19 protein-coding genes and 2 tRNA genes are annotated in these 16,031 nt (G+C 74.0%); 13 read left to right on the top strand and 8 right to left on the bottom strand.

What is annotated here, in order from left to right:
- Positions 1-183 precede the first annotated feature (183 nt).
- Entirely contained in the window at positions 184-1,044 is an 861-nt protein-coding gene (locus HC251_RS23160) for an SDR family oxidoreductase (protein WP_219942984.1), read from the bottom strand.
- A 121-nt stretch (positions 1,045-1,165) separates the two neighbouring features.
- On the opposite strand from HC251_RS23160, the gene HC251_RS23165 reads away from it, so the two are divergent.
- The 3 genes from HC251_RS23165 to HC251_RS23175 all read left to right on the top strand — a co-directional run bounded on the left by HC251_RS23165 (position 1,166) and on the right by HC251_RS23175 (position 2,970).
- The gene (locus HC251_RS23165) at positions 1,166-1,615 is read left to right on the top strand and encodes an ATP-binding protein (RefSeq protein ID WP_219942985.1); all 450 of its coding nucleotides are present in this window, start codon (positions 1,166-1,168) and stop codon (positions 1,613-1,615) included.
- Positions 1,616-1,709: 94 nt separating this feature from the next.
- Positions 1,710-2,120, top strand: a complete 411-nt coding sequence (locus HC251_RS23170; protein WP_219942986.1) for an ATP-binding protein — start codon at positions 1,710-1,712, stop codon at positions 2,118-2,120.
- 94 nt (positions 2,121-2,214) lie between these two features.
- Complete coding sequence (locus HC251_RS23175) at positions 2,215-2,970, top strand: SigB/SigF/SigG family RNA polymerase sigma factor (protein WP_219942987.1); 756 nt, start codon at positions 2,215-2,217, stop codon at positions 2,968-2,970.
- 41 nt (positions 2,971-3,011) lie between these two features.
- Here HC251_RS23175 and dut read toward each other — a convergent pair whose 3' ends face one another.
- Positions 3,012-3,449 carry a dUTP diphosphatase gene (gene dut / locus HC251_RS23180; RefSeq protein ID WP_219942988.1) on the bottom strand — a complete coding sequence of 146 codons (438 nt, stop codon included), beginning with the start codon at positions 3,447-3,449 and terminating at the stop codon, positions 3,012-3,014.
- Positions 3,450-3,602: 153 nt separating this feature from the next.
- Between dut and orn the strand changes: the two genes are divergently transcribed.
- The 5 genes from orn (at position 3,603) to HC251_RS23205 (ending at position 5,405) form a co-directional block, all read left to right on the top strand.
- The gene (gene orn, locus HC251_RS23185; RefSeq protein WP_219942989.1) at positions 3,603-4,157 is read left to right on the top strand and encodes an oligoribonuclease; all 555 of its coding nucleotides are present in this window, start codon (positions 3,603-3,605) and stop codon (positions 4,155-4,157) included.
- A gap of 133 nt (positions 4,158-4,290) precedes the next feature.
- The gene (locus tag HC251_RS23190) at positions 4,291-4,512 is read left to right on the top strand and encodes a hypothetical protein (protein ID WP_219942990.1); all 222 of its coding nucleotides are present in this window, start codon (positions 4,291-4,293) and stop codon (positions 4,510-4,512) included.
- Positions 4,513-4,678: 166 nt separating this feature from the next.
- Positions 4,679-5,038, top strand: a complete 360-nt coding sequence (locus HC251_RS23195; protein ID WP_219942991.1) for a WhiB family transcriptional regulator — start codon at positions 4,679-4,681, stop codon at positions 5,036-5,038.
- Positions 5,039-5,219: 181 nt separating this feature from the next.
- A tRNA-Asp gene (locus HC251_RS23200) sits at positions 5,220-5,297 on the top strand.
- Between the two features lie 32 nt (positions 5,298-5,329).
- Positions 5,330-5,405: transfer RNA gene (locus tag HC251_RS23205), tRNA-Phe, on the top strand.
- A gap of 135 nt (positions 5,406-5,540) precedes the next feature.
- Here the strand turns inward: HC251_RS23205 and HC251_RS23210 are convergent.
- From HC251_RS23210 to HC251_RS23225, 4 genes are all read right to left on the bottom strand, one after another.
- Positions 5,541-5,717: a hypothetical protein gene (locus HC251_RS23210; RefSeq protein WP_219942992.1), complete on the bottom strand. Its 177-nt coding sequence runs from the start codon at positions 5,715-5,717 to the stop codon at positions 5,541-5,543.
- A 75-nt stretch (positions 5,718-5,792) separates the two neighbouring features.
- On the bottom strand, positions 5,793-7,211 hold the full coding sequence (locus HC251_RS23215; RefSeq protein ID WP_219942993.1) for an NAD-dependent malic enzyme: 1,419 nt from the start codon (positions 7,209-7,211) through the stop codon (positions 5,793-5,795).
- Between the two features lie 71 nt (positions 7,212-7,282).
- Positions 7,283-7,708, bottom strand: coding sequence for a pyridoxamine 5'-phosphate oxidase family protein (locus HC251_RS23220; protein ID WP_219942994.1), 426 nt, complete (start codon positions 7,706-7,708; stop codon positions 7,283-7,285).
- Complete coding sequence (locus tag HC251_RS23225) at positions 7,705-8,727, bottom strand: NADP-dependent oxidoreductase (protein WP_219942995.1); 1,023 nt, start codon at positions 8,725-8,727, stop codon at positions 7,705-7,707. The genes HC251_RS23220 and HC251_RS23225 overlap by 4 nt, the downstream gene beginning before the upstream one ends.
- 314 nt (positions 8,728-9,041) lie before the next feature.
- Here HC251_RS23225 and HC251_RS23230 point away from each other — a divergent pair, with 314 nt between their 5' ends.
- From HC251_RS23230 to HC251_RS23245, 4 genes are all read left to right on the top strand, one after another.
- Positions 9,042-9,953, top strand: a complete 912-nt coding sequence (locus tag HC251_RS23230; RefSeq protein ID WP_219942996.1) for an AraC family transcriptional regulator — start codon at positions 9,042-9,044, stop codon at positions 9,951-9,953.
- A gap of 61 nt (positions 9,954-10,014) precedes the next feature.
- A complete protein-coding gene (locus HC251_RS23235) occupies positions 10,015-11,127 on the top strand; it encodes a Glu/Leu/Phe/Val dehydrogenase dimerization domain-containing protein (RefSeq protein WP_255566537.1) in 1,113 nt (370 codons plus the stop codon).
- Positions 11,128-11,152: 25 nt separating this feature from the next.
- Positions 11,153-13,279 (top strand): thiamine pyrophosphate-dependent enzyme, encoded by a 2,127-nt coding sequence (locus HC251_RS26110; RefSeq protein WP_219942998.1) that lies wholly within the window; start codon positions 11,153-11,155, stop codon positions 13,277-13,279.
- A gap of 160 nt (positions 13,280-13,439) precedes the next feature.
- On the top strand, positions 13,440-14,126 hold the full coding sequence (locus HC251_RS23245) for an FHA domain-containing protein (RefSeq protein ID WP_219942999.1): 687 nt from the start codon (positions 13,440-13,442) through the stop codon (positions 14,124-14,126).
- Position 14,127: 1 nt separating this feature from the next.
- Here the strand turns inward: HC251_RS23245 and HC251_RS23250 are convergent, their stop codons facing one another.
- Entirely contained in the window at positions 14,128-15,057 is a 930-nt protein-coding gene (locus HC251_RS23250; RefSeq protein ID WP_219943000.1) for a LysR family transcriptional regulator, read from the bottom strand.
- Between the two features lie 76 nt (positions 15,058-15,133).
- Between HC251_RS23250 and HC251_RS23255 the strand changes: the two genes are divergently transcribed.
- On the top strand, positions 15,134-15,376 hold the full coding sequence (locus HC251_RS23255; RefSeq protein WP_219943001.1) for a hypothetical protein: 243 nt from the start codon (positions 15,134-15,136) through the stop codon (positions 15,374-15,376).
- A 137-nt stretch (positions 15,377-15,513) separates the two neighbouring features.
- Here HC251_RS23255 and HC251_RS23260 read toward each other — a convergent pair whose 3' ends face one another.
- The gene (locus HC251_RS23260; protein ID WP_219943002.1) at positions 15,514-16,011 is read right to left on the bottom strand and encodes a MarR family winged helix-turn-helix transcriptional regulator; all 498 of its coding nucleotides are present in this window, start codon (positions 16,009-16,011) and stop codon (positions 15,514-15,516) included.
- Between the last annotated feature and the right edge of the window lie 20 nt (positions 16,012-16,031).

Consider the following 16,031-nt stretch of genomic DNA (forward strand, 5'->3'; position numbering starts at 1 on the left):
CCCACCCTCATCGACCGCACCCCTGGGGCCGACCCGTTCCCGGTACCGATCAGGCACCGGCGGGCCACGATCCGTACCGAGAACGGCACCCGCCCGGGCCACCCCCGTTCCTGGTACCGATCACGCACTCCCGGGCCACGATCGGTACCGAGAACGGCACCGGTCCGGCCCGACCCGGGGCGTTCAGGCGTCCGGGAGGATGGCGGGCTTCCGGCCGTCGAGGGCCTCGTCGCCGTAGAGCATGCGGGCCATGCTGTCGAGGTCGGGACCCCGGCGCACGTGCATGCCGCCGTCGACCGAGAGGGCGACGCCGGTGACCCAGCTCGACTCGGGCCCGCAGAGGTAGCGCACGGCGGCGGCGACGTCGTCGACGTGGCCGACCCGGGACACCGGCATCTGGGCGAGGTAGTCGTCGAGCACGTCGGGGACGCCGATCAGGTGGTCGCCCAGGTCGGTCTGGACCACACCGGGACGCACCGAGCACACCCGGATGCCCTGCCGCCCGAGCTCGTCGGCCGCCACCTGGACGAGCATGTCGATGCCCGCCTTGCTGGCGCAGTACGGGCCCATCCACCGGTGGCTGCTCACGCCGGCGATCGACGAGATGGCGACGATCGCCCCGCCCCTGCCGGTGGCGATCATGGCGTTGGCGGCGTGCTTCATGGCCAGGAACGTGCCGGTGAGGTTGCTCTCCACGACCCGGTGCCACTCCTCGAGCGGCAGCGCGGTGATCGGCCCGAGCGTGCCCGTCCCGGCCGACAGGACGGCGATGTCGAGGCCGCCGCCCTCGGCGGCGGTGGCCACCGCCGCCTGGACCTGGGCCTCGTCGGCCACGTCGGCGCTGGCCCACCGGACCTCGGCTCCCTCGGGGGCGGTGGCGCCGATCTCCTCGGCGGCCGCCTCGAGGACGTCGGCGCGCCGGCCGACGAGGGTCACCGAGGCGCCGTCGGCGACGAGCGCCTCGGCCGAGGCGCGGCCGATGCCGGTGCCGCCACCGGTGACGAGGGCGGCGCGACCGGCGAGCGGGAGCGAGGGAGCGGTCACGGGGACCTCCGGGGACGAGGGGCGGGACGGCGGACGATAACGCCCCTGGTCGCGCCGGACGGTGGTGGCGCGCGGCGCCGACGACAGTTTGCTGCGCAAGGACCGCGGGTAGCCCACCCCCATGGCCGACGACCTGCTCGCGACGCCGGTCGCCGCCGACGCTCCCTCCTCCGCTCCCCCGACGTCGACCCCCGATCCCCACCACGTGCTGGTCGCCGTCAACCTGGGGTCGAGCCCCGAGGCCGCCTCGCAGGCCCGCAGCGTCGTCCGCGACCTGCTGCGCCAGGGGCGGCGGCCCGACCTGGTCGACACCGCCTGCCTCCTCACCAGCGAGCTGGTGGCCAACGCCGTGGTCCACGCCGGGTCGCCCGTCGAGCTGGTGGTCGACCTCGACGACGCCCGGCTCGCGGTCGAGGTCATCGATCCCTCGAGCGCCGCGCCCGAGCCCGTCGCCGCCGAGCCGATGTCGGTCAGCGGCCGGGGCCTGGCCATGGTCGCCGACCTGGCCGACGCCTGGGGCGTGACCCGGATCGTCCCGGGCAAGGCGGTCTGGTTCTCCCTCACGACCTGACGGTCCGTCACCTCGCCACCGGTCCAGCGCACGCCGCGAGCGGGTGCGGCGACGAGATGTACCCTCCTCGGCAGTCCCCGACGGAGAGCCACCAATGCCCCCCATCGCCGCGGCCGACGAGGTCGTCCTCACCCTCCCCGCCGCGCCCGAGTTCGTCCGCCTCGCCCGGCTGACCTGCGCCGGGCTCGCGACGCGGATCGGCATGGGGTACGACGAGGTGGAGGACCTCCGCATCGCCGTCGGCGAGGCGTGCTCGCTCCTCATCGGTGCCGGCGCCCGGGCGGGGACGCTGACCCTCACCTTCGGGGTGGCCCCGGCCGCCCTCGGCGTGACGATCGTCGGCGGGTTCGAGGACGCACCCGCGGCCGGCGGCGACGAGGACACCAGCCTCTCGGACCAGATCCTCGACGCCGTCGTCGACGAGCACGAGGTGGACCTGGCCGCCGATCGGGTGTGGATCTCCAAGCGCCTGGCCCCGCCCGCGAGGGAGACCGATCCGGCGTGACGGTGTGGGGGAGCGCCACCGGCCGGGGCGGGGTCGAGATCCCCGCCGGTCGGCGCGCGCCCGGGCCCGACCGGGGGAGCCGGGAGGGCCGGGCGTGAGCCTCGACGACGCCGAGCGCGAGCACCTGCGGGAGCGCTTCCGGGCCTACCAGGAGACGGGGGACCGGACGATCCGCGACGAGCTCATCGAGGCCCACCTGCGGCTCGCCGAGCACCTGGCCCGCCGGTTCAACAACCGGGGCGTGCCCCTCGAGGACCTCGTCCAGGTGGCGTCGCTCGGCCTGGTCAAGGCGGTGGAGCGGTTCGAGCCCGAGCGGGGCCTGGAGTTCTCGACCTTCGCCACGCCGACCATCGTCGGCGAGCTCAAGCGCCACTTCCGCGACAAGGGCTGGTCGGTGCGGGTGCCGCGCCGGATCCAGGAGCTCCACGTCGAGGTCAACTCGCTCGTCGGGACCCTGACCCAGCGCCTGGGGCGCTCCCCCACCATCGCCGAGCTGGCCCGGGCGTCGGGCACCTCGGAGGAGGAGGTCCTGGAGGCCATGGAGGCGGCCCAGGCCTACCGGTCGACGTCGATCGACGCCCCGTCGGGCGGCGAGGACTCCGGGCTCGGCCTGGCCGGGCAGCTGGGCGACGAGGACACCAACCTGTTCGCGGCGGAGAACCGGATGCTGGTGGCCACGCTCGTGGACACGCTGCCCAAGCGCGAGCAGCTGATCATGCGGCTCCGCTTCTACGACGGCATGACGCAGAGCCAGATCGCCGACCGCCTGGGCATCAGCCAGATGCACGTGTCGCGGCTCCTGGCCCGCAGCCTGGGCCAGCTGCGCTCCCGCCTCGAGCACGAGGGCTAGGCGCCCCCGGACGGGCGGCCGGTGGGCTCGGGCCCTCCTCGCTACCGGCCGGTGGAGCCGAACCCGCCGGCCGACCGGCTGGTCGCGGGCAACTCGTCGCCCTCGGCGAACCACGCCTCCTCGACCCGCTGGATGACCAGCTGGGCGATGCGGTCGCCCCGCTGCACCTGGTAGTCGGTCGTCGGGTCGGTGTTGACGAGCAGCACCTTGAGCTCGCCGCGGTAGCCGTGGTCGACGACGCCGGGCGTGTTGAGGCACGTCACGCCGTGGCGCAGGGCCAGCCCGCTGCGGGGCATGACCAGGCCGGCGTGCCCGGCCGGCAGGGCCAGCGCCACCCCGGTCGGCACGAGCGCCCGGCCCCCGCCGGAGGGCAGGAGGACGTCCTCGCGGGCCCGCAGGTCGGCGCCGGCGTCGCCGGGGTGGGCGTACGACGGGGGCGGCAGGTCGGGGTCGAGGCGGACGAGGGGGACGCGCAGCATGGCCGCATCTTGGTGCGGCGCCACTGCGAACCTGCGCCACGCCGAACCTGCGCCCCACCCCGACGGGCGACGACGGGCCAGGGTCTTGCTGGCTGGGTGTCGACGGTGCGGGGCGTCGCAGGGACGCGAACCTGCGCCGGGTAGCGTCCTCGGGTGCTCGTGTGGATGGATCTGGAGATGACGGGGCTGGACCCCGACCGGTGCGCCATCGTCGAGATCGCCACCCTCATCACCGACGACGAGCTCGAGATCGTGGCCGAGGGGCCCGACCTCGTCGTCCACCAGCCGCCCGAGGTCCTGGCCGGCATGGAGGACATCGTGCGGTCGATGCACACGAAGTCCGGGCTGCTCCCGGCCATCGCGGCGTCGACCACGACGCTCGAGGAGGCCGGCGCCGCGACCCTCGCCTTCATCCGCGAGCACGTGCCCGAGCCCCGCACCGTGCCGCTGTGCGGCAACTCCATCGGGACCGATCGGCGCTTCCTCGCCAAGTACCTCCCCGAGATCGAGGAGCACCTCCACTACCGCTCCGTCGACGTCTCGAGCGTCAAGGAGCTGGTGCGGCGCTGGTACCCCGAGGTGCTCGACCAGATGGTGCGCAAGCAGACGAGCCACCGGGCCCTCGATGACATCCGCGAGAGCATCGACGAGCTGCGCGTCTACCGCGCCCGGGTGTTCCGGGCCGAGGCGCTCGCCCCCGGCGCCTGACGCCTGGCCGGAATGCGCCGGACCACGTCCGGAATAATCGCTTGACGGCCTCACCCGTCTGGGGTTCGATGACCGGACGCCCGGACTGCCCGGACGCCTGCCGACCCGGCACCCCCACCCACCCGAGGACTCGATGAGCACGCTGATGCAGCCAGCCGAGCGGATCGCCGCCGCCGGTTGCTCGCGCGCCGTGTCCTTCGTGGGCGCGGCGTCCGTGCCCGCCGGTCCCGCGGCCTCCACCATCGCTGCCTTCCGCGGTTGGGCTCCCAACCCGACCCAGGGCGTGCAGGTGAAGGCCATGACCAAGCGGCACGACCTCACCCCTGCCCCACGGCCCGAGGACGGTTCTCCCTGATACCGGGAAGCCAAGAACCTCTGAAGGCCGTCGGGATCTCCCGGCGGCCTTTCTGGTTTTCGGGCCCAGATCCCTCCCTCCCTCACCCACCCACCACCCCCACCACCTGATGACGACGACGACCACCACCACGACCCCACGACGAGACGAGACAGAGGAGAGACCCGTGATCGCGCTGAACGACCTCGAGGAGGCCGCCGAGGACCGCACCTGGTGGGCCGAGGCCCGGTGCAACGATGCCGCCGGATCGCTGTCGGCCCTGTTCTTCAGCGAGGAGCTGCAGGACATCGCCGCGGCCAAGCGCATCTGCGAGCTGTGCCCCGTGATGGAGGACTGCCTCGCCGGCGCCCTGGCCCGCCGTGAGCCGTGGGGCGTCTGGGGCGGGCAGCTGTTCCGCAACGGTCGCATCCTCGCCACCAAGCGCCGTCGGGGCCGGCCGCCGAAGGTCGCCCGTCCCGAGGACGAGCTGCCCGTCATCGCCGTCCCCGCCGCCCTGGCCGAGGTGGTCATCCGCCGCACCGCCTGATCCGCTCGTCGGATCAGAGGGTGGTGAAGGTGATCGTCTCGTCCCGTCCGCCTACCTGCGGACCGGGCGGATCGTCCGACGATGCGTCGGGCGATCCGCCCTCGGGACGGGGTCCCGGGCCCCGGGTTGGATCGGCCCCCCGGGGACGGTGCTAGGTTGCTCCAGCCCCGCAAGGGGTGCTGGTCCCGTGGTGCAGTTTGGAGTGCACGCCGGCCTGTCAAGCCGGAGGTCGCGGGTTCAAATCCCGTCGGGACCGCCACTGTCGTCATCGCCTCGCGGAGGCGACAGCACGGCTGGGTAGCTCAGTTGGCAGAGCGCGCGCCTGAAAAGCGCGAGGTCACCGGATCGACGCCGGTCCCAGCCACCACGGTCGCCGGCAGAGCCGGTGACCAGGGGGTGTCTCCACCGGATCGACGCCGGTCCCCGGCCACCACGGTCGCCGGCAGAGCCGGTGACCAGGGGGTGTCTCCACCGGACCGACGCCGGTCCCCGCCACGGAGGCTCAGGCGGGCGGGGCCGCGACCTGGGCTTCGGCGTAGGCCCGGGCGCAGGCCACGTGGAGCCCGGTGCCGTCGGGGCGGCGCAGGTAGGGCGACGTCAGGGTCTCGGCGCACCACCCGCAGAGGGCGGCGACGGGGACGTCGGCGTCGACCTCGACGGGTGTTGTGGCGACGGCCATGCCACTTCATCGGCCGAGGACGCTCGATGTGGAGCCGTCGGACCGCGGATGAGCCGGACGGCCCAGGCGTCCGAGCTACCGGGTGACCCCGTCGGTGACGGCGGCGCCGGCGACGGCGGCGGCGACCAGCTCGACGACCTGGCGGTCGAACACCGACGGGACGATGTTCTCGGCGTCGAGCTCGTGCTCGGGGACGGCGGCGGCGATGGCCTCGGCGGCGGCGACCTTCATGCCCTCGGTGACCGTCGTCGCCCCGGCGTCGAGCGCGCCCCGGAAGATGCCCGGGAAGGCGAGGACGTTGTTGATCTGGTTGGGGTAGTCGCTGCGGCCGGTGGCCATGACCGCGACCAGCCCCTCGGCCACCTCGGGCCGGATCTCCGGGTCGGGGTTGGCCATGGCGAACACGATCGGGTCCGTCGCCATCTTGCGGAGGTCGTCGGCGTCGAGCAGGTCGGGGCCGGACACGCCGATGAACACGTCGGCGCCCGGCAGCACGTCCTTGAGCGAGCCCGAGGTGCCGGATGGGTTGGTGAGCTCGGCGAAGGCCCGCTTGGCCGAGTTCAGGTCGTCGCGCTCGCGGGTGACGGCGCCCCGGCTGTCGCAGCCGATGACGTCGCGCACGCCGGCGGCCATGAGGATCTTGGCGATGGCCACGCCGGCGGCGCCGGCGCCGGAGATGACGACCCGGAGGTCCTCCATGTGCTTGCCGACGAGCTTGAGCGAGTTCTCGAGCGCGGCCAGGGTCACGACCGCGGTGCCGTGCTGGTCGTCGTGGAAGACGGGGATGTCGAGCAGGTCGCGCAGCCGCTCCTCGACCTCGAAGCAGGCCGGGGCGGCGATGTCCTCGAGGTTGATCCCGCCGTAGACGGGGGCGATGCGCCGCACGGTCTCGACGATGGCGTCGACCTTGTCCTGCGGCGTCTCGTCGCGGGAGGTGTCGATGCAGACCGGGAAGGCGTCGACGTCGGCGAAGCTCTTGAACAGGAGGGCCTTGCCCTCCATCACCGGGAGGGCGGCCTCGGGGCCGATGTCGCCCAGGCCGAGGACGGCGGTGCCGTCGGTGACGATGGCGACGGTGTTCTTCTTGATCGTCAGCGTGTGGGCCAGCGCCGGGTCGGTGGCGATGGCCGTGCAGACGCGGGCGACGCCGGGCGTGTAGGCCATCGACAGGTCGTCGCGGTCGACGATCGGCACGGTGGCGAGCACGTGGATCTTGCCGCCGGCGTGCATCTCGAAGGTGCGGTCGGCGAAGTCGAGGATCTCGACCCCGTCGAGGGCGACGAGGGTCTCGCGCAGCTGCTCGATGTGTGCCGCGTCGGAGCAGTTGACGATCACGTCCTCGTCGAGCACCGGGCCCTTGGCCTCGAACCCGTGGAGGCCCACGATGTTGGCCCCGATCTCACCCAGGGCCACCGACAGGCGGCCGAGGGCTCCAGGGACGTTGGGCAACCGGACGCGGAGGCGCACGGAGTACGCCGCGGTGGGAGTCGACACGTCACGCGACGGTACCGGCCGCCCCCGATCGGCGCGGCATCACATCGGCCCCGGACGACCTCCCCGGGACCTCACTCGCCGCGCCGCAGCACCTCGGCCCGGATGACGACGCGGACCATCTCCTCGGACCGCCACGCCTCGAGGGTCGCGGCCCGCTCGGGGTCGTCCAGGTCCCAGTAGCGCCCGGCGAGGCGGGCGGTCAGCTCCGGCGCGCCGTCGTCGTGGAGCGTCACCGGTCCGGCGACGGCGACCCAGTGCTCGGGCTCGTCGAGGTGGTTGGCGGCGACCAGCGACGCCTGGGGCCGGGCGCGCAGGCGGCGCACCTTGGCCGACCGGGCCCCGGTGACCAGCTGCACGCCGTCGGGGAGGGGCTCGAACCAGACCGGCACCGGCAGGTGGGGCGATCGGGCGTCGGCGGAGGCCACGGTGAGGAACCCCAGGCGGGGCCCGGCGAGGAAGGTGCGGTCCTCGGCGGTGAGCATCGTCGGCGCTCTCATCGGTCGACCCGCACCAGCATCTTGCCCACGACCCCGCCCCGCAGGAGGTCGATGAGGGCCTGTGGCGCCCGCTCCAGGCCCTCCACGACCGTCTCCTGCGTCCGCAGCGTCCCGTCGACGAGCCAGGGCCGGACCAGGTCGCGGTGGGCGGCCATCAGGTCCTGGTGGCTGGTGACAAGCACCCCCCGCAGCGAGATCTCCTTCTTGGTCGCCTCGTAGAGGTTGGTGGGACCCGGTCGGGGCGTGGTGTCGTTGTACTGGGCCACGGCCCCGACGAGGGCGACCCGCCCCCGGGGGCGCAGGGCGGCGATGGCCAGCTCCAGGGTGGAGCCCCCCACCGAGTCGACGTACACGTCGATGCCGTCCGGCGCGGCGGCGGCCAGCCCCGCCGCCAGGTCGCCGTGGCGGTCGAGCCCGACGTCGTAGCCGAACACCTCGGTGAGGACCTTGGTCTTGGCCGGTCCGCCGGCCGACCCGATCACGAGCGAGGCGCCGAGGTGGCGGGCCACGGCGGCGGCGACGTTGCCGACGGCGCCACCGGCGGCGGAGACGTAGACGACGTCACCGGGCGCGACGGGGGCGATCCGGGAGAGGGCGACGTGGGCGGTGAGGCCGGGTGTGCCGAGCGGGCCGAGGTAGGCGTGGGACGGGACGTCCGCCCCGTCGACCACCTCGACTGCGGCCTCGTCGAGGACGGCGTGCTCGCGCCAGCCGCGGAAGTGGGACACCGTCGCGCCGACAGGGACGGCCGCCGACCGGGAGGCCACCACCTCACCGACGGCGCCGCCCTCGAGCGGGGCGCCGAGGGCGAACGGGGCGATGTAGGACGGGCGGTCGTCCATGCGCCCGCGCATGTAGGGCTCGACCGACATCCAGGTCGTCCGGACGAGGACCTGCCCGGGGGCGGGCGGCGGCAGCTCGACGTCGACGACGGCGAAGTCGTCCGGGGTCGGTTCGCCCACCGGGCGACGGGCCAGGTGGACCTCACGGGTGGGGGTGGGGCGGAGTGGATCAGGCATGGGGACACCCCACCGTCCGGCCCCGCGCAGGCCAACGATCGAGACGCTCGATCTCCCGTCTGCTCGTCTCGCGCCGCGCCAGTCTCAGGTCCGTCGCCATCCTCGGTTCTGCTTGCGCCAGGCGACACGCCTGGCGGGGAGCGTTGTCAGAACGACGATGGCCGCCCCGACCGCCGTTCTGGTCGCGCCTGGCGACATCGGTGTCCGGCAGCGATGTCAGAACGGTGCTGGCCGCCTCGACGACGCCTGGTCACCGGGCCGGGGCCGGCGACGACCCCGCAGAGGTGGCCGGGCCCGCCACTAGCCTGACCCCCGTGGATGTGCTGGCGAGCCTCCTCGAGCACGTGCGGGCCGACCGGGCGCTGTTCTCCCAGGCGACGCTCGACCCGACCTGGGCCGTCGACCTCACGTCCGACGCCCCGCTCGTGCTCATCGTCGTGGCCCAGGGCGAGGTCTCCGTCCACGCCGGCGGCCTGACCGAGACGCTGCGCGCCGGCGACGCCGCCGTCCTCGCCGGGGACCGACGCCTCGCCGTCGGCGGGGCGGCCGACGCCCGGCCCCGGCCCGCACCCGAGGGCGCCTCCGTGGCCTGGCCCGACCTCGCCAGCCGGCTCCAGCCGTGCACCGGTGATCCCGAGGGCCCCGCCGTCCTCGTCGTCGGCGCGTACCACGTGGTCGGACCGACCTCGGCCCGACTCGTCGCCGCCCTCCCGCCCATCGCCGTCGTGCGGGACGAGGGCGACCTCTGCCCGCCGATGGACCTCCTCTACGCCGAGCTCGGTCGGGACAAGCCCGGGCAGAGCGCCGTCCTCGACCGCGTGCTCGACCTCCTGCTGATCACGACCCTCCGCGAGTGGTTCGACCGGTCCGACGTCGACCCGCCGGCCTGGTGCCAGGCCCTCGGCGACCCCGTCATCGGGCCCGCCCTGCGCGCCCTCGAGGCCCGGCCCGCCCACCCGTGGACCGTGGCGCGCCTTGCCGCCGAGGTCGGCGTCTCCCGGGCCACCCTGGCCCGCCGCTTCACCGCCCTCGTGGGCGAGCCGCCGATGGGCTACCTGACCCGATGGCGCCTGACCCGAGCGGTCGACCTGCTGCGGCGCACCGACGCCTCGGTCGACGCCATCGCCCGCCAGGTGGGCTACGAGAGCGGCGATGCGCTGGCGGTGGCGGTCAAGCGGGTCTACGGCGTCCGCCCCGGCGCCTTCCGCACCCGCACCGCCGCCTGACGGGGGGCGCCCTCGCCGCCGCCCCCGGCGGGCCCGCACCACCCGCCCTACCCTGCGGGCTGTGGCCATCGAAGCCGGATCCGTGTTCGCCCACGCCGCCGTCGAGGGGTTCGAGCAGGTGGCGTTCTGCCACCACGAGCCCACCGGGCTGAAGGCGATCATCGCCCTGCACTCGACCGTCCTCGGCCCCGGGCTGGGCGGGACCCGGTTCTGGCCCTACGCCACCGAGGCCGAGGCGGTGGCCGACGTGTGCCGCCTGGCCCGGGGCATGACCTACAAGCACGCCGTGTCGGGCCTCGACGCCGGGGGCGGCAAGGCCGTCATCGTCGGCGACCCCCGCACCCTGCGCAGCGAGGGCCTGATCCGGGCCTACGCCCGCTTCATCGACGGGCTCGGCGGGCGCTACCTCACCGCCGAGGACGTGGGGACGACCCAGGCCGACATGGACCTGATCCGGACCGAGACCCCCTACGTCACCGGCGCCAGCGAGTCGCTGGGCGGCTCCGGTGACCCGTCGCCGGCCACGGCGTGGGGCGTGCGCTGCGCCCTCGACGCCGTCGCCGAGCGCCTGTGGGGAGCGCCGGACCTGGCCGGGCGGCACGTGGTGGTCTCCGGCGTGGGCAAGGTCGGCGCCGCCCTGGTCGACCACCTGGTCGAGGCCGACGCCCGGGTCACCGTGGCCGACATCAGCGAGCGCGCCGTCCTCGCCGTGGTCGCCCGCCACCCGGGCGTCGCCGTGGTCGAGCCGGACAAGGCCCACGCCGTCGAGTGCGACGTGTTCAGCCCGTGCGCCCTGGGCGCGGTCCTCAGCGAGGCCACGATCCCCGAACTAGCCTGCGCCGCAGTGTGCGGATCGGCCAACAACCAGCTCGCGACGGCTGCAGATGGTCAGCGTCTGATCGATCACGGTGTGCTGTACGCGCCGGACTACGTGGCCAACGCCGGCGGAGTGATCAACATCGCCGAGGAGCGCCACCCCTCGGGGGCGCCCTACGACCGGGACCGAGCCTGGGCCCGGGTGGCCGGCATCGCCGACACCGTCCGGAGCACCTTCGACCGGGCCGAGGCCGACGGGACCACCCCCGCCGAGGCCGCCGACCGCCTGGCCGAGGAGCGCATCGAGGCCGTGGCGAGCGTCCGTCGGATCCGCACCTCCAACCGGGAGACCCCCTGATCCCGTCCGACCCCAGGAGAGCCCCTTGGCCCGCACGCTGCACGCACCGACGGTCGACGACCTCACGACGCTGCACATCCACGACCGCCACACCGAGCTGGGGCTCAGCACCGACGACCTGCTGGGGATGTACCGCACGATCCTCCTGGCCCGGCTGCTCGACCTGAAGATCTGGTCGCTCAACCGCATGGGCAAGGCCCCCTTCGTGGTCTCCTGCCAGGGCCACGAGGGCTGCCAGGTGGGCTCGACGTGGGCCCTGCGCGCCGGCCACGACCCGGTCCTCCCCTACTACCGCGACACCGGCGTGATGCTCACCCTCGGCATGACCGCCGAGGAGGTGCTGCTCGGCGTGTTCGCCCGGGCCGCCGACCCGTGCTCGGGCGGGCGCCAGATGCCCAACCACTGGGGCAGCTCGCGGCTCGGGGTGATCTCCGGGTCGTCCCCCATCGCCACCCAGCTGCCCCACGCCGCCGGGATCGCCTACGCGGCCAAGCTCCGCGGTGAGGACAAGGTCGTGGTCTCGTACTTCGGCGAGGGGGCGACCTCGAAGGGCGACTTCCACGAGGCCCTGAACTTCGCCGGCATCCACTCCCTGCCGTGCGTGTTCATCTGCGAGAACAACGGCTACGCCATCTCGGTCCCGATGACCCAGGAGTCGGCCGTCGACGACGTGGCCGACCGGGCCCACTCCTACGGCTTCGGCGGCGTCATCGTCGACGGCAACGACCCCCTCGACGTCTACGCCGCCACCCACCAGGCGCTGCGGCGGGCGCGCGCCGGCGACGGACCCACCCTCATCGAGTGCAAGACCTACCGGATCCGGGCCCACACCTCCGATGACGACGACCGCACCTACCGCACCCCGGAGGAGGTCGAGGCGTGGCGGAAGAAGGACCCGCTGCGGCAGTTCCGGCAGTACCTCATCGAGCAGCGGCTCCTGCCCGAGGCCGACGAGGTCGCCATCGAGGCCGAGGTCAAGGCCGAGGTCGACGAGGCGGCCAAGCGGGCCGAGGCCATGCCCTTCCTCGAGGCCTCCACGGCGACGAGCATGGTGTTCGCCCGCCCGGTCCGGCCCACGCGGGGAGCACCCGAGGGGGCCGACGTCAGCGTCGCCCCCGACACCGGCGCCGGCTCCGAGGTGCCGCTCGACGACGCCGGGCCCACCACCGAGCGGAACGTGATCGACACGATCCGCCAGACCCAGCACGACCTCATGGCCGGTGACGAGCGGGTGCTCGTCCTGGGCGAGGACGTCGGCCCCCGCGGTGGGGTCTTCCGCGCCACCGACGGGCTGACGGACGCCTTCGGGCGCCAGCGCGTGCTCGACACCCCTCTGGCCGAGTCGTCGATCGTGGGCATCGGGATCGGGCTGGCCCTGGCCGGGATGCGGCCCATCTGCGAGATCCAGTTCGCCGACTTCATCCACTCGGCCTACGACCAGATCACCAGCGAGGCGGCCCGCCTGCACTACCGGTCGGCCGGAGACTTCTCCGTGCCCCTGGTGATCCGGGCGCCGTGGGGCGGTGGCGTGCACGGTGCGCTGTACCACTCGCAGTCGATCGAGGCGACCTACGCCCACGTGCCCGGGCTGAAGGTCGTGGCCCCGTCCACACCGGCCGACGTGGCCGGGCTGCTGCGCGAGGCGGTCGCCGACCCCGACCCCGTGCTGTTCCTCGAGCACAAGAGGAGCTACCGGCTGATCAAGGGGCTGGTGCCCGACGACCCGACGTTCCGCGTGCCGATCGGCGTGGCCGCCGTCGCCCGGCCCGGCACCGACGCCACCGTGGTGACCTACGGGATGCACCGGCACATCGCCGTCGAGGCCGCCGACCGGCTCGCCGCCGACGGCGTCGGCTCGGTCGAGGTGCTGGACCTCCGCACCATCAGCCCGCTCGACGTCGACGCCATCGTCGCCTCGGTGACCCGGACGGGCCGGTGCCTCGTCGTGCACGAGGACAACATCAGCTTCGGCGTGGGCGCCGAGGTGGCGGCCCTGGTGGCCGAGCACTGCTTCTTCGACCTCGACGCGCCCGTGCGCCGGCTGGCCACGGCCGACGTCCCCGCCTTCCCGTTCGCGCCCCCGCTGGAGGAGGCCCTCACCATCGGCGCGACCCACGTCGCCGCCGCCCTGACCGCCCTCCTCGACGTCTAGGACGACCCTGGACCGGGCCGCCGCAGGACCACGTGGTGCCGGGGACGACGGGGTCCGCGGGAGCCGACCACCGGCGCGGGGCCCGCCCCGAGCCGGCCCGGCGCGGTGGGCGACGGAGGGAGCGCGGGCGATCGGCGCAGATCGTGGGATGATGGCGGTCATGGCCAGAGCGACGGTGAGCCACGGAGACAGCCGGGCGACGATCGAAGAGGGGCAGCGGGTGCGCATCGGGCGCAGCACCGTGTGCGACGTGCAGGTGGGGTCGGGGGCCGACGGCGGCCCCGAGGACCTCGGCGTCAGCCGCACCGCTGCCACCGTGAGCATGCAGGACGGCCGGCTGTGGGTCCGGAACGACTCGGCCAGCCAGCCCGTCTACCTCGTGCCCGGCACCGGCCCGACCCGGGTGCTGGAGAACCAGGACGAGATCGCGTCGCTGCCCATCGACCGGGTGACGGTGCAGCTCCGGGGGCGCATCCGCACCCACGACGTCGTCGTCGAGCTCGAGGTCCCCGCCACGCTCGGCGACACCCGTCCCATCCCGACCGATGGCCCGGCCACGCAGTACCTGCTCGAGTTCACCAACGCCGAGCGCCGCATCCTCACCGCCCTGTGCGAGCCGCTGCTGACCAAGAGCGGCGACCAGTCGAAGCCCGCCTCCTACGCCCAGGCCGCCGAGCGCCTGTTCCTCTCGCGGAGCCGGGTCGAGAACTGCATCGCCGACCTGGTGAAGAAGTACGCCTCGGCCGGCGTCCCGGGGCTCGAGGGCCCCGAGGCCAAGGACAACCTCTGCCGCTACGCCGTGCGCTCGGGCTCCATCAGCACCACCGACCTCGAGCACATCCCGTAGGTCACACCGTCAGGGAGAGGGGCGCCTCGACGTGGGAGGCGCTGACCTCCCGAGCGATCTCGAGGAACCGCTGGGCGACGGGTGACAGGGTGCGGCCCGCCTTCCACGACAGGCCCACGCGGCGCGGGGGGATGGGCGGGTCCATCTCGTGGACGGCCACGGTGGGGTCGCGGACGTCGACGGCGAGGCGGGGGACGACGGCCGCGCCCATGCCCGCCCGGACCAGGGCGACCACGGCCATGTTGTCGTTGGTGCGGAACACCCAGTCGAGGTCGGCGTCGACCACGCCGCGCAGCCCGGTCTCGATGTCCTTCTGGCAGCTGCTCAGCTGGAAGCCGACGAGGCCCCGGCCCACCAGCTCCCTCGTGGGGAAGGGCCCGGCACGGCCGTCGTCGAGCTCGGTGACGACGAGGTAGGGGTCGTCGAAGAGGATCTCGGTCTCGATGTCCGGCCACCCCGAGTCGAGCGTGAAGGCCACATCCATCTCCCCCCGGGCGAGGGCGCCGGGGAAGATCTCCTTGTCGTTGCTCTCGACCAGGCGGATGTCGACGTCGGGGGTCTCGTCGCGCATGCGGCCCACGATGGTCGGGAGGATCGAGGTGGTGATGCTCTGGAACGTGCCGACCAGGAGCCGTCCGCTCTCGCCCCGGAGGAACCGCTCGACGTCGTCGCCGGTGGCGTCGACCCGGCGGAGGACGTCGCGGGCGTGCTCGAGGAGCAGGTCGCCGAGGGGCGTGAGCTCGACCGGACGGGGTCCACCGGGGCGATCGAAGACCGGGGCGCCGAGGATGCGCTCGAGCCCGGCGATCTGCTGGCTCACCGCCGACTGGGTGTAGCCCAGCCGGACGGCGGCCTTGCCGAAGGTCCGTTCCTCGGCCACCGCCTCGAGGGCGATGAGGTGCTTGATCTCGACGTCGCGCAGCCGCGTCATGAGCAACAGCGTACCTGTTGCTCATGAGAAGGGATCATCGCTAACCCTGACCCTCCTTTGGGCGTACAAGGGTTCCATGGACACCAGCACCGACCTCGACCAGCTGGCCTCCGACCTCGCCACGCACGGGGTCGCGGCCAACGAGCACGCCCTCGCCCGCCTCGCCCGCGAGGGCCGGGCGGCCGGCGCCTCCTCCGTCGCCGTCGCCGTCCTCGGCGACCGCCGCGAGCCGTGGCCGGCCCGCATCAGGGCCTTCACCCTCGTCGCCCGCCACCTGACGCGGCCGCCGCAGGCCACGTCCACCTTCACCGCGGCCTAGTCCCCGGCCGCGGCCGGCGGTCCGACCCCACCGCCGATCACCGAGACGGCGACCCTCGCCGGGCTCCCCGCCCGCTGAGGGTCGCCGTCTCGCGTCGCCGCGTCGCCCGACGGCGGAGCACCCCGGGGGCATGGGCCCTACGGCTCGAGGGCGCGGAGGAGCTTGCGGAGGAGGGCGTCGAGCTGGGCGCGCTCCCGCGCCGACAGGCCGTCCAGGATCTCCTCCTCGCGAGCGACGTGACCGGTCACGGCCTCGTCGACCGTGGCGAACCCGGCCTCGGTGAGCCGCACGAGGACGCTGCGGCGATCGCCGGGCGCCATGCGCCGCTCGACCAGACCGGCCCGCTCGAGGCGGTCGAGACGGCTCGTCATCCCCGCCGGCGAGAGCATGAGGGTGCGGGACAGGTCGGTGGGCGTGAGCTCGTGGGGCGCTCCGCTGCGGCGGAGGGCGGCGAGGACGTCGAAGTCGGCGACCGAGAGCCCGTGGGTCGCCATGCCCTCCTCGATCCGCCGGCCCCCGATGGCGTGGAGCCGGCCGAGCCGACCGATGGTCCCCATGGCCGCCAGGTCGAGGTCGGGGCGCTCCCGCTGCCAGGCGGCGATCATCTCGTCGACGCTATCGGGGGGCGGGGCCATGGCCGCATGGTAGGCGGCGA

Source organism: Iamia sp. SCSIO 61187 (genome assembly GCF_019443745.1).
Classification (GTDB): domain Bacteria; phylum Actinomycetota; class Acidimicrobiia; order Acidimicrobiales; family Iamiaceae; genus Iamia.